The 18,927-nt window shown below is 60.0% G+C and carries 18 protein-coding genes; 4 read left to right on the plus strand and 14 right to left on the minus strand.

What is annotated here, in order from left to right; translation table 11 throughout:
* Nucleotides 1–2 precede the first annotated feature (2 nt).
* Nucleotides 3–362, plus strand: coding sequence for a hydrogenase maturation nickel metallochaperone HypA/HybF (locus HMPREF2920_RS01585; protein ID WP_187403833.1), 360 nt, complete (start codon nucleotides 3–5; stop codon nucleotides 360–362).
* On the opposite strand, the gene HMPREF2920_RS01590 is transcribed toward HMPREF2920_RS01585, so the two are convergent.
* The 6 genes from HMPREF2920_RS01590 to HMPREF2920_RS01615 all read right to left on the minus strand — a co-directional run bounded on the left by HMPREF2920_RS01590 (nucleotide 359) and on the right by HMPREF2920_RS01615 (nucleotide 6,876).
* Entirely contained in the window at nucleotides 359–943 is a 585-nt protein-coding gene (locus HMPREF2920_RS01590; protein ID WP_070566238.1) for a hydrogenase maturation protease, read from the minus strand. The genes HMPREF2920_RS01585 and HMPREF2920_RS01590 overlap by 4 nt on opposite strands.
* A gap of 61 nt (nucleotides 944–1,004) precedes the next feature.
* Nucleotides 1,005–2,273 (minus strand): Ni/Fe-hydrogenase, b-type cytochrome subunit, encoded by a 1,269-nt coding sequence (gene cybH, locus HMPREF2920_RS01595; protein ID WP_083296836.1) that lies wholly within the window; start codon nucleotides 2,271–2,273, stop codon nucleotides 1,005–1,007.
* Nucleotides 2,270–4,018, minus strand: a complete 1,749-nt coding sequence (locus HMPREF2920_RS01600) for a nickel-dependent hydrogenase large subunit (RefSeq protein WP_049193295.1) — start codon at nucleotides 4,016–4,018, stop codon at nucleotides 2,270–2,272. Before HMPREF2920_RS01600 ends, cybH begins: the two co-directional genes overlap by 4 nt.
* A gap of 13 nt (nucleotides 4,019–4,031) precedes the next feature.
* Nucleotides 4,032–5,270, minus strand: a complete 1,239-nt coding sequence (locus HMPREF2920_RS01605) for a hydrogenase small subunit (RefSeq protein WP_016422185.1) — start codon at nucleotides 5,268–5,270, stop codon at nucleotides 4,032–4,034.
* 333 nt (nucleotides 5,271–5,603) lie between these two features.
* Nucleotides 5,604–6,422: a hydrogenase nickel incorporation protein HypB gene (hypB, locus tag HMPREF2920_RS01610; protein ID WP_070566216.1), complete on the minus strand. Its 819-nt coding sequence runs from the start codon at nucleotides 6,420–6,422 to the stop codon at nucleotides 5,604–5,606.
* 16 nt (nucleotides 6,423–6,438) lie between these two features.
* A complete protein-coding gene (locus HMPREF2920_RS01615) occupies nucleotides 6,439–6,876 on the minus strand; it encodes a hydrogenase maturation nickel metallochaperone HypA (protein ID WP_306297366.1) in 438 nt (145 codons plus the stop codon).
* Between HMPREF2920_RS01615 and HMPREF2920_RS01620 the strand changes: the two genes are divergently transcribed.
* Nucleotides 6,833–9,247, plus strand: a complete 2,415-nt coding sequence (locus HMPREF2920_RS01620) for a carbamoyltransferase HypF (protein ID WP_083308218.1) — start codon at nucleotides 6,833–6,835, stop codon at nucleotides 9,245–9,247. The two genes, HMPREF2920_RS01615 and HMPREF2920_RS01620, sit on opposite strands and share 44 nt — an antisense overlap.
* Here the strand turns inward: HMPREF2920_RS01620 and hypE are convergent.
* Nucleotides 9,244–10,386 (minus strand): hydrogenase expression/formation protein HypE, encoded by a 1,143-nt coding sequence (gene hypE / locus HMPREF2920_RS01625; RefSeq protein WP_049172775.1) that lies wholly within the window; start codon nucleotides 10,384–10,386, stop codon nucleotides 9,244–9,246. The genes HMPREF2920_RS01620 and hypE overlap by 4 nt on opposite strands.
* Before the next feature lie 123 nt (nucleotides 10,387–10,509).
* Here hypE and HMPREF2920_RS01630 point away from each other — a divergent pair, with 123 nt between their 5' ends.
* Nucleotides 10,510–10,779: a HypC/HybG/HupF family hydrogenase formation chaperone gene (locus HMPREF2920_RS01630; RefSeq protein ID WP_049172773.1), complete on the plus strand. Its 270-nt coding sequence runs from the start codon at nucleotides 10,510–10,512 to the stop codon at nucleotides 10,777–10,779.
* Between the two features lie 16 nt (nucleotides 10,780–10,795).
* Nucleotides 10,796–11,947: a hydrogenase formation protein HypD gene (gene hypD, locus HMPREF2920_RS01635; RefSeq protein WP_070601215.1), complete on the plus strand. Its 1,152-nt coding sequence runs from the start codon at nucleotides 10,796–10,798 to the stop codon at nucleotides 11,945–11,947.
* On the opposite strand, the gene HMPREF2920_RS01640 is transcribed toward hypD, so the two are convergent.
* From HMPREF2920_RS01640 to HMPREF2920_RS01670, 7 genes are all read right to left on the minus strand, one after another.
* Complete coding sequence (locus HMPREF2920_RS01640) at nucleotides 11,948–12,811, minus strand: HpcH/HpaI aldolase/citrate lyase family protein (RefSeq protein ID WP_016422177.1); 864 nt, start codon at nucleotides 12,809–12,811, stop codon at nucleotides 11,948–11,950.
* Between the two features lie 132 nt (nucleotides 12,812–12,943).
* Nucleotides 12,944–14,152, minus strand: a complete 1,209-nt coding sequence (locus HMPREF2920_RS01645; RefSeq protein ID WP_070601218.1) for an acetyl-CoA C-acetyltransferase — start codon at nucleotides 14,150–14,152, stop codon at nucleotides 12,944–12,946.
* A 58-nt stretch (nucleotides 14,153–14,210) separates the two neighbouring features.
* Nucleotides 14,211–14,879 (minus strand): CoA transferase subunit B, encoded by a 669-nt coding sequence (locus HMPREF2920_RS10855; RefSeq protein WP_005509864.1) that lies wholly within the window; start codon nucleotides 14,877–14,879, stop codon nucleotides 14,211–14,213.
* The gene (locus tag HMPREF2920_RS10860) at nucleotides 14,880–15,632 is read right to left on the minus strand and encodes a CoA transferase subunit A (RefSeq protein ID WP_070601219.1); all 753 of its coding nucleotides are present in this window, start codon (nucleotides 15,630–15,632) and stop codon (nucleotides 14,880–14,882) included.
* A gap of 4 nt (nucleotides 15,633–15,636) precedes the next feature.
* On the minus strand, nucleotides 15,637–17,391 hold the full coding sequence (locus HMPREF2920_RS01660; RefSeq protein ID WP_070601221.1) for an AMP-binding protein: 1,755 nt from the start codon (nucleotides 17,389–17,391) through the stop codon (nucleotides 15,637–15,639).
* Between the two features lie 105 nt (nucleotides 17,392–17,496).
* The gene (locus HMPREF2920_RS01665) at nucleotides 17,497–18,375 is read right to left on the minus strand and encodes an HpcH/HpaI aldolase/citrate lyase family protein (RefSeq protein ID WP_070549733.1); all 879 of its coding nucleotides are present in this window, start codon (nucleotides 18,373–18,375) and stop codon (nucleotides 17,497–17,499) included.
* Nucleotides 18,376–18,382: 7 nt separating this feature from the next.
* Nucleotides 18,383–18,925: a MaoC family dehydratase gene (locus HMPREF2920_RS01670; RefSeq protein WP_070601223.1), complete on the minus strand. Its 543-nt coding sequence runs from the start codon at nucleotides 18,923–18,925 to the stop codon at nucleotides 18,383–18,385.
* Nucleotides 18,926–18,927: the final 2 nt, after the last annotated feature.

Below are 18,927 nucleotides of genomic sequence, written 5' to 3' on the forward strand. Positions count from 1 at the left end.
TAATGGTATCTGTGCATGAGCTTGGATTGTTGACCAGCGTGGTGGAAAAGATTGCCGAGGTCTGCCCGGGACGTACCGTGACAAAGGTGTCAATGCGTGTGGGCGACCGCTCCGGAGTCGTCTACGATTCCCTCATCGCCGCATGGCCTGTGGCCAGTGCCGCGACGCAGTGTGAGGGCGCCGAGTTAGATGCCGAGCTCATTGTCTCGACGGTCTACTGCCCCACCTGCGAGGCCGAGCATGAAATTGATGAATTCTATGCTCTAACCTGCCCTGTCTGCGGCACCCCAACTGCGGATTTGCGGCACGGCCGCGAGTTTGAAATCTCCAGTGTTGAGGTCAACGCTGAGGGCGAGAGTTAGACGTCGCTTTCGCGCTCGTCGGCAAGCCAGCTGTCGATGAGCTCGCGCGCAACCTCAGTCGCCTCCTCAATGCCGCCAAGTGCCGTGTTGCTGAGCCCCACCACCATGTCGGCAGACTCGTAGACCACTCCCACCACACCGACGCGCTCAGGCTCCTGTCCCAGCAGTCGCGCCGCGGTGAGCAAATCCAGCAAGCCGACCTGATGCGCGGACAGCTTTGCCGCCAATAGTCTAGGGATCTGGTCACCGACGAGCTTGACGACGGTACCGGGATCCCCCGGACCAGCGAGAGCGTCGAGCAACAATAGGTTCTTGGCCTCCTGCACGATGGGCAGCAACTCCATACCGCAGGTGCCACCATCGATGTAGGCAACCGCACCCGTCCATTCGTCCCCTCGCCCGGCGAGGTTCGCAGGATCATCGAGGTTGGAGGGCGACCAGACCAGATGCGCAGAATCCCCAGCCTGCGTTGTCTGCCCCATGCCTGCAGATTCCAGTTCTGGGGCAAGACGCCTCAGCAGCTCGAGACCAATGCCGTCGTCGCCCATGACGGGGTTGCCGATGCCAAGAACCGTCACCAACGGAGTGCCAGCATCAGCACCGGTGACTGCGTCGGACACCTTATCGTTACCCAATGATTTCCTATCCAATGCGTGGAGAGTCAACCGGTTGCGTGCCGCGCGGTAGCCAGACAGAGCCACCAATCATCGAGGACAGACCACCGTGGTTGTGCACCGCATCGGAGCGGATGACCAGGTAGACGTGAATGATGGCGAAGAGCCAAATCAGGTACATGATGATTGTGTGAATCAGGCGGAAGTAGCCGATGCCAATCCAGTGCGTCGGCATAGCCAGCAGCTGGAAGAACCAGTTGGACTGATCCATCATCGCGTATAGCGACAAGCCTGTGAGCATCTGAATGAAACACATCACATAAATGCCGGTGTACGCCAGCTGCTGCAGCGGATTGTGAGCGAAGTAGAACGGCCCTTCCTTGCGCAGGAAGAGGTAGTACTGCATCGTGTGCCAGAGGTCTTTAACATCCTGCTTGTTATAAATCGGCCATAGCGCACGCCATCGTGTTTGTCGGTCGTGGGTAACAAACAGCAGAATGACACGCCATAGCCCCACCGCGATCCATAGGAATCCGGCTAAGAAGTGCGCGAAACGGACATATCCCATCGCGAATCCCGCGGCCGAGCCGTCATAGGTGCGCTCAGTCAAATAGGGCTGCATGATGTACCAGCCAGTAAAGGTCATCACCAACATCAGCGCCAGGTTCAACCAATGTTGAACGCGCAGCGCCCATCCCCACAGGTGAACCTCGACCCACGAACCGGAGCCCTTCTTGTTCTCCGCAATGGCCTCGTCGAGTTTCCGCAGCCCCATTGCCACGAATCCTTCGAAGATGAACTCTCCGATGATATTTCCGTCTTTGTCAATGGGAGCAAGCGCGACGCCCATGCTGCGGTGCCCGCGACCATGGTGCATGTTCGCGTTACGACGAAGTAGAACGCCTTCCTCACGGGACATCGTGGATGCCTCAACGACCGCATTCAATTCACCGCGCATGATGGCGACATCGACCGTTTGATCCGCAATGTTGAGGCCGTGCACCTTGGCAATGGAGTAACGGCGGTCAGGCGTCGCCGGGTCGTAGGAATCCGGGGTCAGTTTCATCAGTGGCGTGCCGTCGAGGTGGAAAAGATCGTCACGACGACGACGCAAGCTGACCTTTAGCGCAAGGTCGACAGGATCGCGGGAGTCGTCCGGGACAATTGCTGCGGCCTGAATGACCTCGGATGGCGACAACCAGTGGCTGGTGTGTGCGTCAATAACCGCAATAACCAGGGGGTTGCCCTTGGAATCTTTTAGTCGCAGTTCCGGATTTTCACTCACTGGGGGTGTCATGCCGTCGTCACCTTAAACATTTCCTGACCAGCCGGATCCAAAATGTGGACTGCGCAGGCCATACATGGATCGAAGGAATGAATCGTGCGAAGTGGTTCAAGCGGCTGCTCGGGATCAACCAGCGGATGTGTGCCATCGCCAGCCAGCGCGTGCTCGTATGGGCCAAGCTGCCCCTTCGAGTCACGGCCACCGGCCAGCCACGTGGTGGGAACCACGGCTTGGTAGTTGGTCACCTTGCCATTTTCAATTTTGACCCAGTGGCTGAGCATGCCACGAGCGACCTCGAGGAAGCCCACGCCCTGGCACTTTTCCGGCCACGTGGTCGGCTCCCAACGGCTGTTGTCGAAGACATCGATGTCGCCGTTCTTCAGGGCCTCAACGAACTCCGGGAAAATGTGATCTGCCAAGTAATTGGCGGTGGTCACAGACTCCACAGCACGTGCGTAGGTGCGTCCCGCAGTGGAGTTCATCTGCTCAATGCGCAGGTCGAGCTTATCCATGACCTCGTCGACCAGGCGCATTGTCTCCGGCTCCTTCTGCAGGTATGCCAACAGCACACGAGCAACCGGGCCAACTTGAACAGCGCGACCGTCGTAACGCGGCGCCTTCGACCAGGTGTACTTTTCATTGTCCGACAACCACTCGTACGGCGGCTTCGGGCCGGTGTAGTTCACAGTTGTTTCGCCGTCATACGGCTTGAGGCCGACATCATCGCCGGCTTCCTGCGTATACCAGGCGGAGTTGATGAATTCCTCGATCTTTTCCGGCTGGAATGGGTGGAGCTTGGTGTAGTCACCGTCGAGAATGACACCGGGCTTGATGTCTGGATGCACGGTCTGGACACGGGACTTAGCCGGGTCGCCGGAGTAAGTGGCGCCGGCCATGCCTACCGCCAGGAAGCTGTCGGAGGAGCGACCGATGTCGAAGTAGTCCTTGTAAACGCTCATGATGGCGACTGCATCTGGGTAGAAGCAGTCATTGACGAACTCCACAATCTCGTCGATCCAGGACTTGATCTGATCAATGCCGACTTGGTTGACCGTCTCAGAGCGTTCCGGGTCGATGGAGCACGCCATGCCTCCGACCAGGAAGTTCGGGTGTGGATTCTTACCGCCGAAGACGGTGTTAATGCGGATGATAGAGCGCTGGAAAGCCAAGGCGTCGAGGTAGTGCGACACTGCCATCAGGTTGGCCTCAGGCGGCAAGCGGTAGTCCTCATGTCCCCAGTAGCCGCCGGTGAAGATGGACAGCTGGCCGGAGTCCACAATGCCCTGCACGGTCTCCTTGACCCGGGCGAAGGTTTCTTCGTTGTTGCCCTTCCACGTCGAGCCGATCGACTGCGCGAACTCAACGGTCTTCTTCGGATCTGCCTCGAGAGCCTTCGTGACATCAATCCAGTCCAGACCGTGAAGATGGTAGAAGTGCACGACGTGGTCGTGAATCTCCTGCGAGCCAATCACCAGGTCGCGAATACGACGTGCCTGCGGGGGCGGTGTCGAGCCAATGGCATCTTCGACAGCGGCAATGGACGCCACCGAGTGAGTACCCGTGCACACACCACAGATACGACCAACGAATGCCCAGACATCGCGAGGATCGCGGTTTTTCACAATGGTTTCGATACCGCGGAACTGAGTAGTCTCACTCCACGCGGTTTTGATCTGGTCTCCCTCGCGTTCCAGCTCAATGCGAAGGTGTCCCTCGATTCGGGTAATCGGGTCGATTACAACTTTTTCCGTAGCCATGTCCTATGCCCCCTTAGTTGTCCTTCGAATCGGATGCTGTCTCGCTCTGCGTGCCTGGTGCGTTTGAAGGAAGGTCGACCATCGGTGGCTTCCGGCCTTCCACACCACCAAACGCAGCCAACACCTTTTCTTCGCCGTTGGAGCGCCTTATCTTCAGTTCCTTCACCAGTGTGAGTCCGCCATGGACCGCGGCACCTGCGGCAGTGGCAGCCAGCAGTCCAACGCCGACCGTGTTCACGCTGGACTCCACTCCAATACCCGGGATTCCCGGCAGCTTGTCGTAGAACGGAGTGAACTGGTCGAAGAAGTCCTTCTCAGTACAGCCAATACATGGGTGACCAGCACCAATTGGCCAACCGGACTTAAGGTTCCACTGCACGATTGGGCATGGGCTAAACGTGGATGGCCCCTTACAGCCGACCTCGTAAAGGCACCAGCCGTTTCGTGCGCCTTCGTCGTCGAAGGTTTTCACGAACTGACCGGCATCGTAATGCGCGCGACGCGGGCAGGAGTCGTGAATACGCTGGTCATAGGCAAACTTTGGCCGCCCCTCAGCGTCGACCTCCGGTGTCTTGCCATAAGTGAGTACGTACGTCAGGGTGGCCGTAATCACCTCACCAATCGGCGGACAACCAGAGACGTTAATCACCGGCTTGTCCTTGATAATCTCATCGACACCCTTGGCACCGGTCGGATTCGGCTTAGCAGCCTGGACAGAACCCCAGACTGCGCAGGCACCAACGGCCAGGATTGCCGTGGCCTTCTCAGCAGCCTCGAGCAGCACCTGTTCTGCCGACTTACCGCCAATGGTGCAGTACGCACCGTTCTCGCCGGTCGGAATCGAGCCATTGACCACCAGAATGTGATCCTCGGCATTCATGTCGTCCAAAGCCTTTTCAGCCGCATGCCCGGACGGTGCCATGAGCAGCTCGTTGTAGTCCATCGAAACCAGGTTCAGCACCACATCTTCAGCAGTGGTGCCTCCGGAACGCAATACGGATTCCATACATCCGGTACATTCCTGCAACTGCAGCCAAGCCACCTTCGGCTTCTTTACAGCCGAGAGCTTATCTGCGATTTCCTCCGCCGAGGGAGTCAGTGACTGCGCCGCAGCCTCACCGACATTCGGAGTTCCGGCGGCAAAAATTGCCGCCATAGTGCCACAAAACTTCATGAAACTGCGCCGTGAGACACCAGCTCTAGCGAGGTTTTCGCCGAGGGTCCCTTCCTGCCAATTCGCGCCACTAATCATTTTTTCGCTGCGCCTTCTGCTTAGTTATTAGGAATATTGGTTTCGAGGTTTTACAACTACCAAGGCCCATTGCCTATACATGGCCAAGTATAGCGACCTAAGAACAACCTGAATAATGGTGCTGCGCTGCGGTTATAACAAAATAATATGCAAGATAAATGTTGCGTAAATATAGCTCCAGGTACAGGTAGTGAACGTGAAAAACCGCCGCAGATTACAGCGGGATATCACCTATCCCCCACTAAGGTGGAGCGAAGCGAGGGGGGGGTAACGGGGCCGTCGTCAAGCATGCCGTGACGCCCCCATTGCTTCACGACGGCCCCCGGCGCGCGCTTAATCAACCAGCGCAGGGTTGACCCAACGGAGCCATTCGTCGATGCCCTCCCCGGTCTTAGCGGAGACCTCAATCACCTTCACGCCTGGATTGACCTTTTCCAGGTTGGCGCGGAAGAGCTCCATGTCGAAGTCAAGGTACGGGGCAAGGTCCATCTTGTTGATAACCACCACCTGTACAGAGCGGAACATCACCGGGTACTTGACCGGCTTATCCTCCCCCTCGGTGATGGAGTAGACCATTGCCTTGCGAGTCTCGCCGACCTCAAACTCAGCCGGACAGACAAGGTTTCCCACATTTTCAATCATGACCAGGTCAAGCGTGGCCAAATCCAGCCCCTCGAGCGCGCGGGAGACCATCGGGGCGTCCAAGTGGCATTCACCACCGAATCCGTTGCCCGTGTTCAGCAGCGAAATCTGTGCCCCGTAACCCTCCAGGCGGTCGGCATCGAGAGCCGTCTCAATATCACCCTCGATAATGCCGACGCGCAGCTTTCCCTGCGCAGCCGCCAGTGTCTTCTCCAACAGCGCAGTCTTGCCTGAGCCCGGGGAGCTCATCAGGTTGATGGCTTCCACGCCATGTTCAGCAAGCAGCTCGCGATTATGCTCCGCGCGATGGTCGTTTTCGCTGAAGATGTCCTCGAGGATGGTCACGCGTTCCACGCCGGTTTCATAACCCGAATGGTCGCCGTGGCTAGTGTCATCGGGATCGGCGAGATGAACGTGGTCATGGCCGTGATGGTGGTCATGGTCGTGGTCATGATGATGGTGGTGATGGTGGTGTGCGTCATCGCCGTCATGCCGGTGGAAACGTCCCATGATAAAACCGTCTTTCCTACTTGTGCGTGTCGACGTCGATGTCGACGATTGTGAACTCTTCCCCCGAGATTACGCGTCCTGGCTTTCCGCACGTGGGGCACAGCAGGCCATCGAGTGGCCCCACCTGTTCGCGATGCCCGTGCGCGCATTCGACAACCGCAGGTACCCAGTCAATATCCAATTTCGCGTCCCCCAAACCGGTATCGTGACTGACGAAATCCCACGCGTATGAAAGGGTTTCTGGCACAACCTGCCGTAGAGCGCCTATCCGCAGGTGCACAGTGCGTACAGTTCGACCTTCGGCTGCTCTCGTGACAACCTTCGCTAACTGCATGCTCAACGCTACTTCGTGCACAATCTCCAAACTAGCAGTGCGAACGGACCCGAGCCGCTTACGTAAAGTTGAATGCATGGAAAAGGCAGGCGCGACCGGAGCGGGGATGGGTACGAGCATTCAACGCATTCGCTGGCGTATCGAAGGTATCGTCCAGGGGGTCGGATTCCGCCCTTTTGTCGCCACCATCGCCCGGCGCGCGGGTCTCGTCGGCTTCTGTGGCAACGATGAGCAGGGCGTATTCATCGAGGTAGAAGGCCCACCGGACGCCCTCGCTGCCTTCCGCAGCCAGCTTTTCACCGAACTGCCGGCGCTTGCCCGCATCATCAATCACTCCGCCGAGCACATCGCGACACTGGGCCATGAGCGCGAGTTCACCATCGTGCCCTCTCGCCACAGCTACTCCGGCCGCGCACTGCTTCCGCCCGACACTGCACTGTGCCCGGACTGCCGCCGTGAGTTTTTCGACCCTACCAACCCGCGCTACCTCTACCCTTTCATCTCCTGCACCAACTGCGGACCGCGCCTGTCCATCATCACTGAACTGCCCTACGACCGCCCGCGCACCACTATGGCGGCCTTTCCGATGTGCACCCCGTGCGAGCGCGAGTACACCGACCCTACCGACCGCCGCTATCACGCTCAGCCAATCAGCTGCTTCGACTGTGGCCCGCGTCTGAGCTGGCACGATGCAGGCGGCACCACCACCGCCACCTCCCGCGAGGAGGTTCTCGCGCTCTTTCGTCGCGCACACGCACTGCTTGACGACGGCGCCCTGCTCGCCGTCAAAGGTATTGGTGGTTTTCACCTGGTCTGCGATGCCACCAATGACGCTGCCTGCGAGAAACTACGGATGCGCAAACGTCGACCCGACAAACCGTTGGCGGTAATGGCCCCCACTGTTGACACCGCTGCCCAACTGGTTGAGTTAACTGAGCAGGAGAAGCGTTTCCTCGACTCCCCTGAGGCACCGATTGTGATTGCACCGAAGCAGCGGTCGGGGCCGCTTTCCAATCTCATCGCACCGGGCCTCGACAGCTTCGGGATTATGCTTCCGTACTCAGGCATTCACCTGCTGCTTTGCGATCGCCCGCTCGTGGTCACCAGCGGCAACCTCAGTGGCGAGCCCGTCTGTACCGACAATGCCGACGCGCTGAAGAAGCTCGGTCACATCGCCGACGCTTTCATCCTCCACGACCGCGAAATCCACGTACCCGTTGAAGATTCGGTTTTCATCGGCACCGCCCCATCGCGCCGGTCCCGCGGCTTCGCTCCCGTCCCCGTTTCAATCACGCCCACCGATTCTCGTAGCCACACTGGCCCTGGCCCTGGCACTGGCCCTGGCACTGGCCCTGGCACCAGCACCCGGAGCACGTCCCAACCCACCATTTTCGCGACCGGCGGAGAGCTGAAGAACACTTTTGCTATCGCGCATGGGGACCTCGCTCACGTCTCCGCGCACATTGGCGACATGGGGTCGTGGGCCAGCCAGAAGGCCTACCAGAGAGCAGTTGAACAGCTCCTTTCCATGCGCGACGCGACCCCGGATCTTGTCGTCTGCGATCTTCATCCGGGCTACGCCACTACCGCCTTCGCCGAACGCTTCGCCGCCGAGCACGACATCGAGCTGCTCGCGGTTCAGCACCACTTCGCACACGCGCTTTCGCTACTCGCCGAGCACCGTCTCCTTTCCCTGAACGCGGGCCGTGCCGTCGTCGCCACCCTCGACGGCACCGGCTACGGCACTGATGGCACCATCTGGGGCGGCGAGATCCTCACGCTCAGTCGCAGTTCCGCAAACTGGGAACGCACCTGGCACTGCCCCTCTTTCCCGTTGGTCGGTGGAGATCGCGCCGTCACGCACCCGTGGCGGCTCGCCCTCGGTCTCGCTCATGCTTGGGGGCTTGACGACGACCACCTCCTGCGCAATCTCTCCAACGAGCGCGAAGTAGCCCTGGTTAAAAGCCAGTTGGCGACGGGAGTTGGCACAGTGCAAACTTCTTCTCTCGGCCGCATATTCGATGCCGCCGCAGCACTGCTGCTTCCTCGCTGGCGCGGTGGCGGAGCCATCAGCTACGAGGCGCAAGCGGCCATGGAGTTGGAGGCAGCGGCGACTCGCTACGTGAGGTCACATGCGGAAGCGCTTGGAGCGGTCAGTTCAGAGACCAAGCCAGTGCCCTTCCAGGACGCCATTCGGGAGGCGGTAGCATCGCCTGACGCTGAGCAGGCCGCATTTGTGTTTCACGGTGGGGTCGCGGGTGTCGTCGGCAAGCGATTGGTGCAGGCTGCGGAGGAAGCCGGCACCGATGTTGTCGGCGTCAGCGGGGGTTGCGCGAATAATGCGCTGTTGATGGAGCTGCTGCGGCGCGAAGTTGCAGCTGAGGGCTTTACTCTGTTGCAGCATCAAATTGTGCCACCGGGCGATGGCGGCTTGAGTCTTGGTCAGGCGGTGGCCGGCCGCCTGCTGGCGGCAACGGGCATGGATGTCTAGCAGATGCGCGGCAGCGGGTCGCCGACCAACATGTCCACCATGCGGGTGCCACCGAATCCGGTGACCAGTACCACGGAAGCGGCGGGCTCGTCCTCGATGGAGCCGATATCACAAGCCTCGGAAGCCCCGGCTGCGTGGAGCGCACTGAGCGCTGCCTCGGATTGCCCGGCGGGGACAACGGCGACGAAGGTGCCTTCATTGGCGACGTAGAGCGGATCTATGCCGAGCATGTCACAGGCGCCACGGGTCATTTCACGGACCGCAATGGAATCGTCGTCAAGTACGACACCAAGACCGGTGCCACGGGCGAGCTCGTTGGCGACCGTGCCGAGGCCGCCACGAGTGGCATCGCGCATCCAACGAGTGCCGGGGGCAGCTTCAAGTAGTGCCTCGACCAGGCCGTTGACGGCACGGGTATCGGACTCGATAGGCGCGGCCAGAGCCAAGTCGCCGCGGGCGAGCATGACGGCCATGCCGTGATCGGCGATTGGACCGGAGACGAGGATGCGGTCTCCGGCCTCGATGTTTGCGTAGACAGATCCTTTCGTAGCGGCACCGGCGTAGTCGCCGCGGACCACGCCCATCCCGGCCGTGGTGATGTAGACCTGGTCACCTGCGCCCTTCGGCACAACCTTGGTGTCGCCGGCGACGATGCTCACCCCTGCGGCATCGGCAGCGACGCGCATACTCGCCACAATGCGGCGCAGAGTCGCAATCTCCAGCCCCTCTTCCAGAATGAACGATGCGGTCAGCGCCAGGGGCCTGGCTCCAGCTACCGCCAGATCGTTAATCGTGCCGTTGACGGCCAAATCCCCGATGTCGCCGCCCGGGAACTCGATGGGATTGACCACATAGGAGTCGGTGGACATTGCCAACCGCGCCCCACCATGTGCAGAAGCTGCCGCAGCCTCGACGACGGCTTCGGCAGCGAACAGCCCGGAGTCGCCACCCTGCCCTAAAATTTCATTGCCATAGGCGTCGAAAAAGACCTGTTCAACCAGAGCTGCGGAGGCCTTTCCACCGGAGCCGTGTTGCAAGGTGACGTAATCGTCGAGAAGCCTGAACGGACGTGCCCGAACGCGACCAATATTGGTGTTTACCTTGGCTTCGTTGGTGTTCAGACGATTCTTCGGCTGCATGCTCACTATCCCTAACTTCACAGCTGGTGGCGGACAAAACTGCTTGCGTCACTCGTCCTTCGAAAACGAGGTTCGCTGCCTCTGATGGTAGTCTCGATAAGTATTGCAAACGAGGAGAAGCGTATGTGTCTTGGTGTCCCTGCCGTCATCACAGAAGTCCACGATGCTGCCCGTGCAACAGTGGAAATTGGTGGCGTCGCACGCATGATTTCCACCGATTTACTTGTTGACGAGAACCTCACCGCCGGTGACTGGGTTCTCGTACATGTCGGTTTCGCCATGAGCAAGATCGACGAGGAAGAAGCCAGACTTTCGCTCCAGCAAATCAAACAGCTAGGCGGCGACACTTACGAGGATGAGCTGGAATCCTTCTCATCGTCACAGATCAACTGAGGGGCTGGACGGCACCATGAAATACGTTGACGAATTCCGCGATCCCGCCGCTGCGAAGAAGCTGCTCGCACGCATTGAACGCGAGGCCACCAAGCTGGAGAAGCCCATCGCGCTGATGGAAGTCTGTGGCGGGCACACGCACACCATTTACCGTTACGGCTTGGAAAACCTCCTACCCGAAAACATCGAGCTGATCCACGGGCCCGGCTGCCCCGTCTGCGTCATCCCCATGGGTCGCGTCGACGATGCCATTTGGCTGGCACAGCAGGAAGACGTCATTTTCACGACCTTCGGCGACATGATGCGTGTGCCGGGGTCCGAAACGTCGCTGATGCAGGCACGTGCGCGCGGCGCCGATGTGCGTTTTGTCTACTCGCCTCTCGACGCGCTGAAGATCGCCACCGACAACCCCGATAAGCAGGTCGTTTTCTTCGCCGTCGGGTTCGAGACCACCGCCCCGTCGACTGCCGTGACCGTTGAGGCCGCACGCCGGCAGGGCGTGGAAAACTTCTCCGTGTTTTCCAACCACGTACTTATCGAGCCGCCGCTGCGCGCCATCGTCAACGGCGGCGAAACCAAGGTTGATGGGTTTATCGGCCCAGGCCACGTGGCCACCACCACCGGCACGGACGCTTTCGAGTTCCTGCCGCGCGAGTTCAATCTGCCAGTGGCGGTCACCGGTTTTGAGCCATTGGATGTGCTCCAGGCCGTCGTCATGCTGCTGGATCAATTCGTCAGCGGCGACGTTGCTGCCGGTAAGTCCCGGGTGGACAACCAGTACGCGCGCGTCGTTCGCTCTTCCGGCAACACCACCGCGCAGAAACTTATGGACCGCGTCTTTTCCCTCCGCGACACCTTCGAGTGGCGTGGTCTCGGCTGGATTGAAAACTCCGGCCTCGGCATCTCTGAGGAATACGCGGCATTCGACGCCGAGCGTCGTTTCCAGGTGCCGGGGCGCCGTATCCCAGACCCCGTGACCTGCGAATGCGGTTCTGTGCTCACCGGCCACATCAAGCCCTGGCAGTGCGCGGTCTTCGGCACTGCCTGCACCCCGGCGACCCCCATCGGCACCTGCATGGTCTCCCCCGAAGGTGCCTGTGCGGCGTACTACAACTTCGGCCGCATCGATCGGAAGATCACCGAGAACCTGGCGAAATCTCGCCGCTAGTTACTCCGTAATTCCCGCTCGCGCGAGCGCTGCCACGGCTTGCTTTACGACGGGCGCGTCAATCATTTCACCATCGAGCTGGAAGGCGCCGGTATGCGTTCCAGCGTGCTTGACAATCTCCCGGGCTCGGGCCAGCGTTGCGTCCGACGGCTTGTATGCCTTACGCACCGGTGGCACCATCGCCGGGTGAATACAGGCAGTAGCCAGGAATCCGCACCCCACTGCGTCGAGTGCCTCGAGATACTGGCCACGCTCATCCCGGAAATCAGCGTGAATGGCATCAATGGCGGCAATGCCCGCTGCAGCTGCATGGACCTGAACAAGTGCTCGCGCCAGACGCTGCGGGTCTCGGTAGTGGCGACGTGGGTTTTCATCCACACTCTGCCGCGAGGACACCCCGCCGAGTTCGGCGGTCAGGTCTTCGGCACCCCAGAACAGACCCACAACGTCCGGGTGGGTGGCAATCTGCTGGATATTAATCATGGCCTGCGGGGTTTCAATCATCGCGATGATCTTCAACCCCTCGAGCTCTGCGGGGATGGAGTCTCGAATCTTGGGCACCATGACGATGTCGTAATCACATGCACGGGCAAAGGCGACATCCTCCGCGAAGGTCGGAGTCCCGGGACCGGTGATCCGAAGAATAGTCGTCTCCGGGTCGAGCGGATTGTTGATGATGTTCGCACGTGCCTGCTCGTGATTGTCAACGGCAGCGCCGTCTTCCAGGTCAATGATGACCATGTCCGATCGTTCAGCAGCTTTCTGGAAACGTTCCGGACGGTCAGCCGGGGCGAAGAGTAGCGCCGGGCCAGAGGGAAGCCAAGGGAAGGTCTGTTCACCATCGAGGGAGCTAAAGCCTGTCATAGCTCCTAACCTAATTGAAAACTCGAATCACCTTCGCGCAGGGGCTCCCCAGGAGACAACAAAACCCGCGTTGTGGCATCCATAGAGTGGAAACCACAACGCGGGCTTGCTGAGTTTTTCAGCCTTTTGCGATTAGTCGCGGTACAGCAGCAGCGCATCGCCCTGACCGCCGCCACCGCACAGGGACACACCAGCGCGACCCGAACCGCGACGGTTCAGCTCCATCGCTGCGGTCAGAGTCAGGCGGGCACCAGAGCAGCCAATCGGATGGCCGAGGGCAATCGCGCCACCGTGGATGTTGGTCTTCTCCAGCGGGTAGTCCAGCTCACGCAGGGACTTGACGGCCACCGCACCAAATGCCTCGTTGATCTCGATGAAGTCGAGCTCCTGCGCGTCCCACTCAGCGCGACGCAGGGCCTCCTTCAAAGAGTCCGCAGGCTGAGCGTGCAGGGAGTTATCCGGACCTGCGGTCTGGCCAGCCTTGCCCACAACTGCGAGGTAGTCCAGGCCGTGCTTTTCTGCGTAAGCACGCGATGCCAGCACAACTGCTGCGGCACCGTCGGAAATCGGCGAGGAGTTACCGGCAGTGATGGTGCCGTTTTCCTTCAGGAAGACCGGGCGCAGCTTAGCCAGGGTCTCCACCGTGGCCTCCGGGCGAATGCCCTGGTCGGTGTCGACAACTACCGGGTCACCCTTGCGCTGCGGAATCTCGATTGGAACGATTTCCTGCGCGAAAATACCGTCTTCCTGCGCCTTAGCCGCACGCTGGTGAGAAGCGGCCGCAACCTCGTCCTGCTGCTCGCGGCTAATGCCGAGGTCGCTGTTCGGACCGTCGGTAAGCGTACCCATGGACACACCATCGAAGGAGTCGACCAGACCGTCGCGCTCCAAGGTGTCCTCCAGCTTCAGCGCACCGAAGGACTTGCCCTGACGAACACCGCGTGCAACGTGCGGAGCGTGCGTCATGGACTCCTGACCACCTGCAACAACGACGTCTGCATCACCGAGACGAATCAAGCGAGCGGCGTGAATGACAGCGTTTAGACCCGAGAGACAGACCTTGTTAACAATCTCAGCGGTCGTATTCCATGGCAGACCTGCCTTAATGGCGACCTGTCGAGCCGGGTTCTGGCCAGCACCTGCGAGAATCACCTGGCCCAGAACGACGTGCTGAACCTCTTCCGGGGCAACGCCGGAACGCTGAACAGCGTGCTTGACAGCATGTGCGCCGAGTTCGACGGAAGTAAGCGGTGCCAGCTGACCGAGCAGCTTGCCCTGCGGGGTGCGAGCACCAGCGAGGATAACGACATCATTCGGGCTGGGAGCTGGAAGGTTACTCATGGATGGATTCTCCTAAGTCAAAACTGATGAGTGTGGACTGACCATGATTGCTGCGTATTTAATTCTCGAGGTCAACCACGTATGCGGCTTCGGTGTTGGCCTCGATATCTGCCAGCGTCACCCCAGGTGCCAGCCTGCGTAGCACCAGGTGATCATCAGCGACATCGAAGCTTCCCAGGTTGCTAATAATCCTTTTCACTACTTTTGCACCTGTGAGGGGCAGTTCGCAGGCTTTTACCAATTTTGGTTTGCCATCTTTGGAAACATGATCGGTCAAAACCACCACTCGAGGGGTACCGGCGACCAAGTCCATCGCACCGCCCATGCCCTTGACCATCTTTCCCGGAATCATCCAATTGGCCAGGTCACCGCACTGGCTCACCTCCATCGCACCCAACACGGCCATTTTCACGGCACCGCCGCGAATCATGCCGAAACTGGTGGCGGAGTCGAAGATTGCCGCGCCCGGCACCAATGTCACGGTCTGCTTCCCCGCATTGATGAGGTCAGCATCCTCTTCGCCTTCATATGGGAAGGCACCCATTCCCAGAATTCCGTTTTCACTCTGCAGCAGAACGCGCACGCCTTCGGGAATATGGTTTGCCACCAGTGTCGGAATGCCGATACCCAGATTCACATAGTCGCCATCGCGCAGCTCTTCAGCGGCCTGCTGTGCCATCTCGTCACGGCTCCAGCCCTTGTCCATAATTGTCTTCGCAGGTGCCATTTAAATCTCCTCCCCTGCTGCCGCGTCACCGGCATCGTGGCTGGAATCGGTATTGCGTGGCCGAGTTGTGCGCTTTTCAATGAGCTTCTCGCGTCCGTCACCGCGAACGATGTGCTGGATATACACACCCGGAGTCATCACCAGATCCGGGTCGATCTCGCCGCGGCCAAGCAAGCACTCCACCTCTGCAACGGTCACCTTGCCGGATGCTGCGCACAGCGGGTTGAAGTTCTGCGCGGTCCGGCGATAGACAAGGTTGCCGTCAATATCGCCGTGGTAGGCGTGCACCAGGCCGATGTCGGCAACGATGCCACGCTCCTGCACGTAGGTCTGTCCGTCGAAGTCGGCGTGGGGCTTGCCCTCTGCAACGAGCGTGCCGACGCCGGTTGCGGTGTAGAACGCGGGAATACCTGCGCCACCTGCGCGAAGACGCTCTGCCAGAGTGCCCTGTGGGGTGAACTCCACCTCGATTTCTCCTTCGAGGTACTGGCGAGCAAACTCCTTGTTCTCGCCGACGTAGGAGGCCACTACCTTTGCCACCTGCTTGTTCTCCAGCAGAATGCCGAGCCCAGTACCGTCAATGCCCATGTTGTTGGACACGATGGTGAGGTCTTTTGCCCCGGAGTCGCGCACGCCCTCGATGAGGGTATATGGCACACCGCAAAGGCCGAAACCGCCGACTGCCAGGGTCATTCCATCAGTGACGAGGCCTGCGACAAGCTCGCGACCGGTCTGATCAGTTGTTTTTGACATTGTTCTACACCCAGCCCAGGATTCGCGGAGCCATCTCACGCATCTCAACCTTGCGAACCTTGCCCGACGCGGTCATCGGAAACTCCTCGACGACGTGGACGTAGCGCGGAATCTTGTGACGCGACAGCTTGCCGTGGGCAAAGGCCGCCACGTCCTCAGCGGTGAGGTCTTCCACATCGTCGTGCAGAATTACCCATGCCATGATTTCTTCGCCATACTTGTCATCCGGCACGCCGATGACCTGTGCATCGACAACAGCCGGGTGAGCGAACAGGAACTCTTCAATCTCGCGCGGGTAGATGTTCTCACCACCGCGGATGAGCATGTCCTTGATACGTCCGGTGATGGACAGGTAGCCCTCGTCGTCAAGCACACCCAAGTCGCCGGTGTGCATCCAGCCGTCGGCGTCGATGGCCTCGGCAGTCTTTTCGGGGTGCTCCCAGTACTCCTTCATCACGGAGTATCCACGGACGACGACCTCGCCCTGTTCACCTCGTGGTAGGGTCTCGCCGGTTTCTTCACAGATGATGCGGGCTTCCAGGTGCGGCATGATCTGCCCGACGGTGTTGACGCGCTTTTCCAGCGGGGAATCCGCGCGGGTCTGGAAGGACACCGGCGAAGTCTCGGTCATGCCGTAACAGATGGCAATCTCACGCATATTGAGCTTGTCCATCACATCACGCATGGTCTTCGACGGGCACGAGGTACCTGCCATCACACCTGTGCGCAGCAGCGACAGGTCGTAAGGGGAGCCGTATTCCTCCTGGTCGTGGGCTTCTTCAAGCTCATTGATGAACATCGTCGGCACGCCGTAGAGGCTGGTGGCCTTAGCCGAGTGCACAGCCTTGAGCGTTTCACGCGCCTTAAACGACGGAGCCGGAATGACAATAGCGGCACCGTGGGTGAAGGCAGCGAAGGTGCCAATCACCATGCCGAAGGTGTGGAAGAACGGCACCGGCACACAGATGCGGTCGGCCTCGGTGTAGCCCAACAGCTCACCGATGAAGTAACCATTGTTCAGCAGGTTGCGGTGCGTCAGCGTAGCGCCCTTGGGAAAGCCTGTCGTGCCCGAGGTGAACTGGATGTTGATCGGATCATCCGGCTTCAGCTGGGAGGTGTACTCGCTCAGGTCATCGATTTCGCTGTGCATGTGCTCGTACCACTCGGAGGAGCCGAAGTAGATGACCTTGTCCAGGCGCACACCGCGCTGCTTGGAGGCCTCGATCAGCATGGTTCGGTAATCGGAGTCCTTGTAGCGGCGGGCGGCAAACACCATACGCACACCTGCCTTTTCCAACACGTAGTTCAGCTCGTGCTGGCGGTAAGCCGGGTTGATGTTGACCAGCACCAGGCCGATGTGGTGGCAGGCGTACTGCACCACGGTCCACTCCCAGCGGTTGGTGGACCAAATGCCGATACGATCTCCTGGACGGTAGCCCTCACGGATGAAAGCGCTGGCCAGACGCAGAACTCGGTTGTAGAAACGCTCAAAGGTAAAGGAGACATCCGCGTAGACGTCAACAACGGCGTCGCGGGACGGGAATTTCTCCACAATCGCACGCAGGTTCTCACCGAGAGTCTCATCGCGAAGTGGAGCGGCACCTTGCTCGACACCGGCGCCGAACACGTGGCTCATCTTGTTGCCATCAGCATCGACAACATCCTTGCCGTATGGTGCCGGCACAGTGGTGAAGCCCTCCGGCAGCTTCGAAGGATCAGCAGTGCGCTGTTCTGCGTGGTTCTTCAATGTCGCGGTCATGGGGAGATCTCCTTGGTTTAAGTGACTCCGCATAGTGCGGAGTGTGAGAGGGAATTGTGTTCTTTAGGGGGGGGGATAAATCAGTGGTAGTTACCGGCTGTGGGACTAACCGGTTACAGCGGCTCGCCGAGCAATGGCTTCTGCTTGACGGAAGAGCGGCGCATCCACCATCTGGCCGTCAAAACTGAAGGCACCGGTGTTCTTTTCCGCTTCCGCCAAGAGCCGACGCGCCCAGTCAATCTCCTCGTCGCTAGGGCGATAAGCCTGGCGGATTGTCGGGACCTGACCTGGGTGAATACAGACGGTGGCAGCGAATCCCAACGCAGCGGCATCGGCTGCCTCCGCAGCTAGCCCATCCGCGTCGGAGATATTGACGTAGATGGAATCCAGACTGGCCTTACCGTGCGCCGCTGCCGCCAGGTGAACGTGGCTGCGGGTATGTACCGCCACACTGCGGTAGCTGCCCGCATAGATACGGCCCGGCGCGAGTGCAGCCTCTGCTTCGCTAAAGCGTGATGACGTTCCCGCCAAGCCCGCCACCAGGTCCTCTGCGCCCCAGAACAGCGCAACGACGCCATCGGCCTGCGCCAGCTCTTCGGCGCGCATGACCCCAAGCGGAGTTTCGATAAGGGCAATGACCTGGGTCTTCTCCCCCAGTGCCGCTACCAACTCATCCACTTGCTGCGCCGAGGAAGCCTTGGGCAGCATCACCTGGCGGAAAGCGGTGCCACGCAGCATGTCAATATCCGCTGCGTAGTCCTCAACCTCCGGTGGATTGACACGCACAATGGTGCGGGCCGGATCGAGGTCACAGGAGACGATAGCCTCGCGGGCAGCCTCACGGTTTTCTGCGCGACAGCCATCCTCCAGATCCAGAATCACCATGTCGGCGCGGTCAGCAGCTTTGCCGAATCGCTCTGGCCGATCGGCCGGCGCAAACAGAATTGCAGGGCCCAGCGGCTGCCAGGAGTTATGCGTAGACATGAGCCACTCACTTCCCCGCTGAAGCTGCGTTCTCGGAGCCGTCGTCAAGCGAAGTCGGTGCGCATTGGACGAGCGTGGAACGGACTGCGCGGCAGACGACGGTGCCGTCCTGGTTGCGTCCAATGTGCTCGAGCTCGACAATGCCCTGGTTGGGGCGGGACTTGGACAGGCGCTTGTTACGGCAGACGGTCTCTGCGTACAGGGTGTCGCCGTGGAACACCGGTGCGGGAAACGCCACTTCGGTGAAGCCGAGGTTGGCGACGATGGTGCCGAGCGTCAGCTGCCCGACAGACAGCCCGACAACCGTCGACAGCGTCCACATCGAATTGACCAGGCGCTCGCCTCCGAATCCCGGCTGCTGGCTCGACCAGTGCGCATCCAGATGCAGTGGCTGGGTGTTCATGGTCAGCGTCGTGAAGAGGACGTCATCGGTTTCAGTGACGGTTCGCCCCGGACGGTGCAGGTAACGCGCGCCAACCTCGTACTCTTCGAACCACAGTCCGCGCTGCACGACGTCGCGGGTGACTTCGGTTGCGTTGTTGTCAGCCATTT

Source organism: Corynebacterium sp. HMSC075F02, from assembly GCF_001838335.1.
Classification (GTDB): Bacteria; Actinomycetota; Actinomycetes; order Mycobacteriales; family Mycobacteriaceae; genus Corynebacterium; species Corynebacterium jeikeium_D.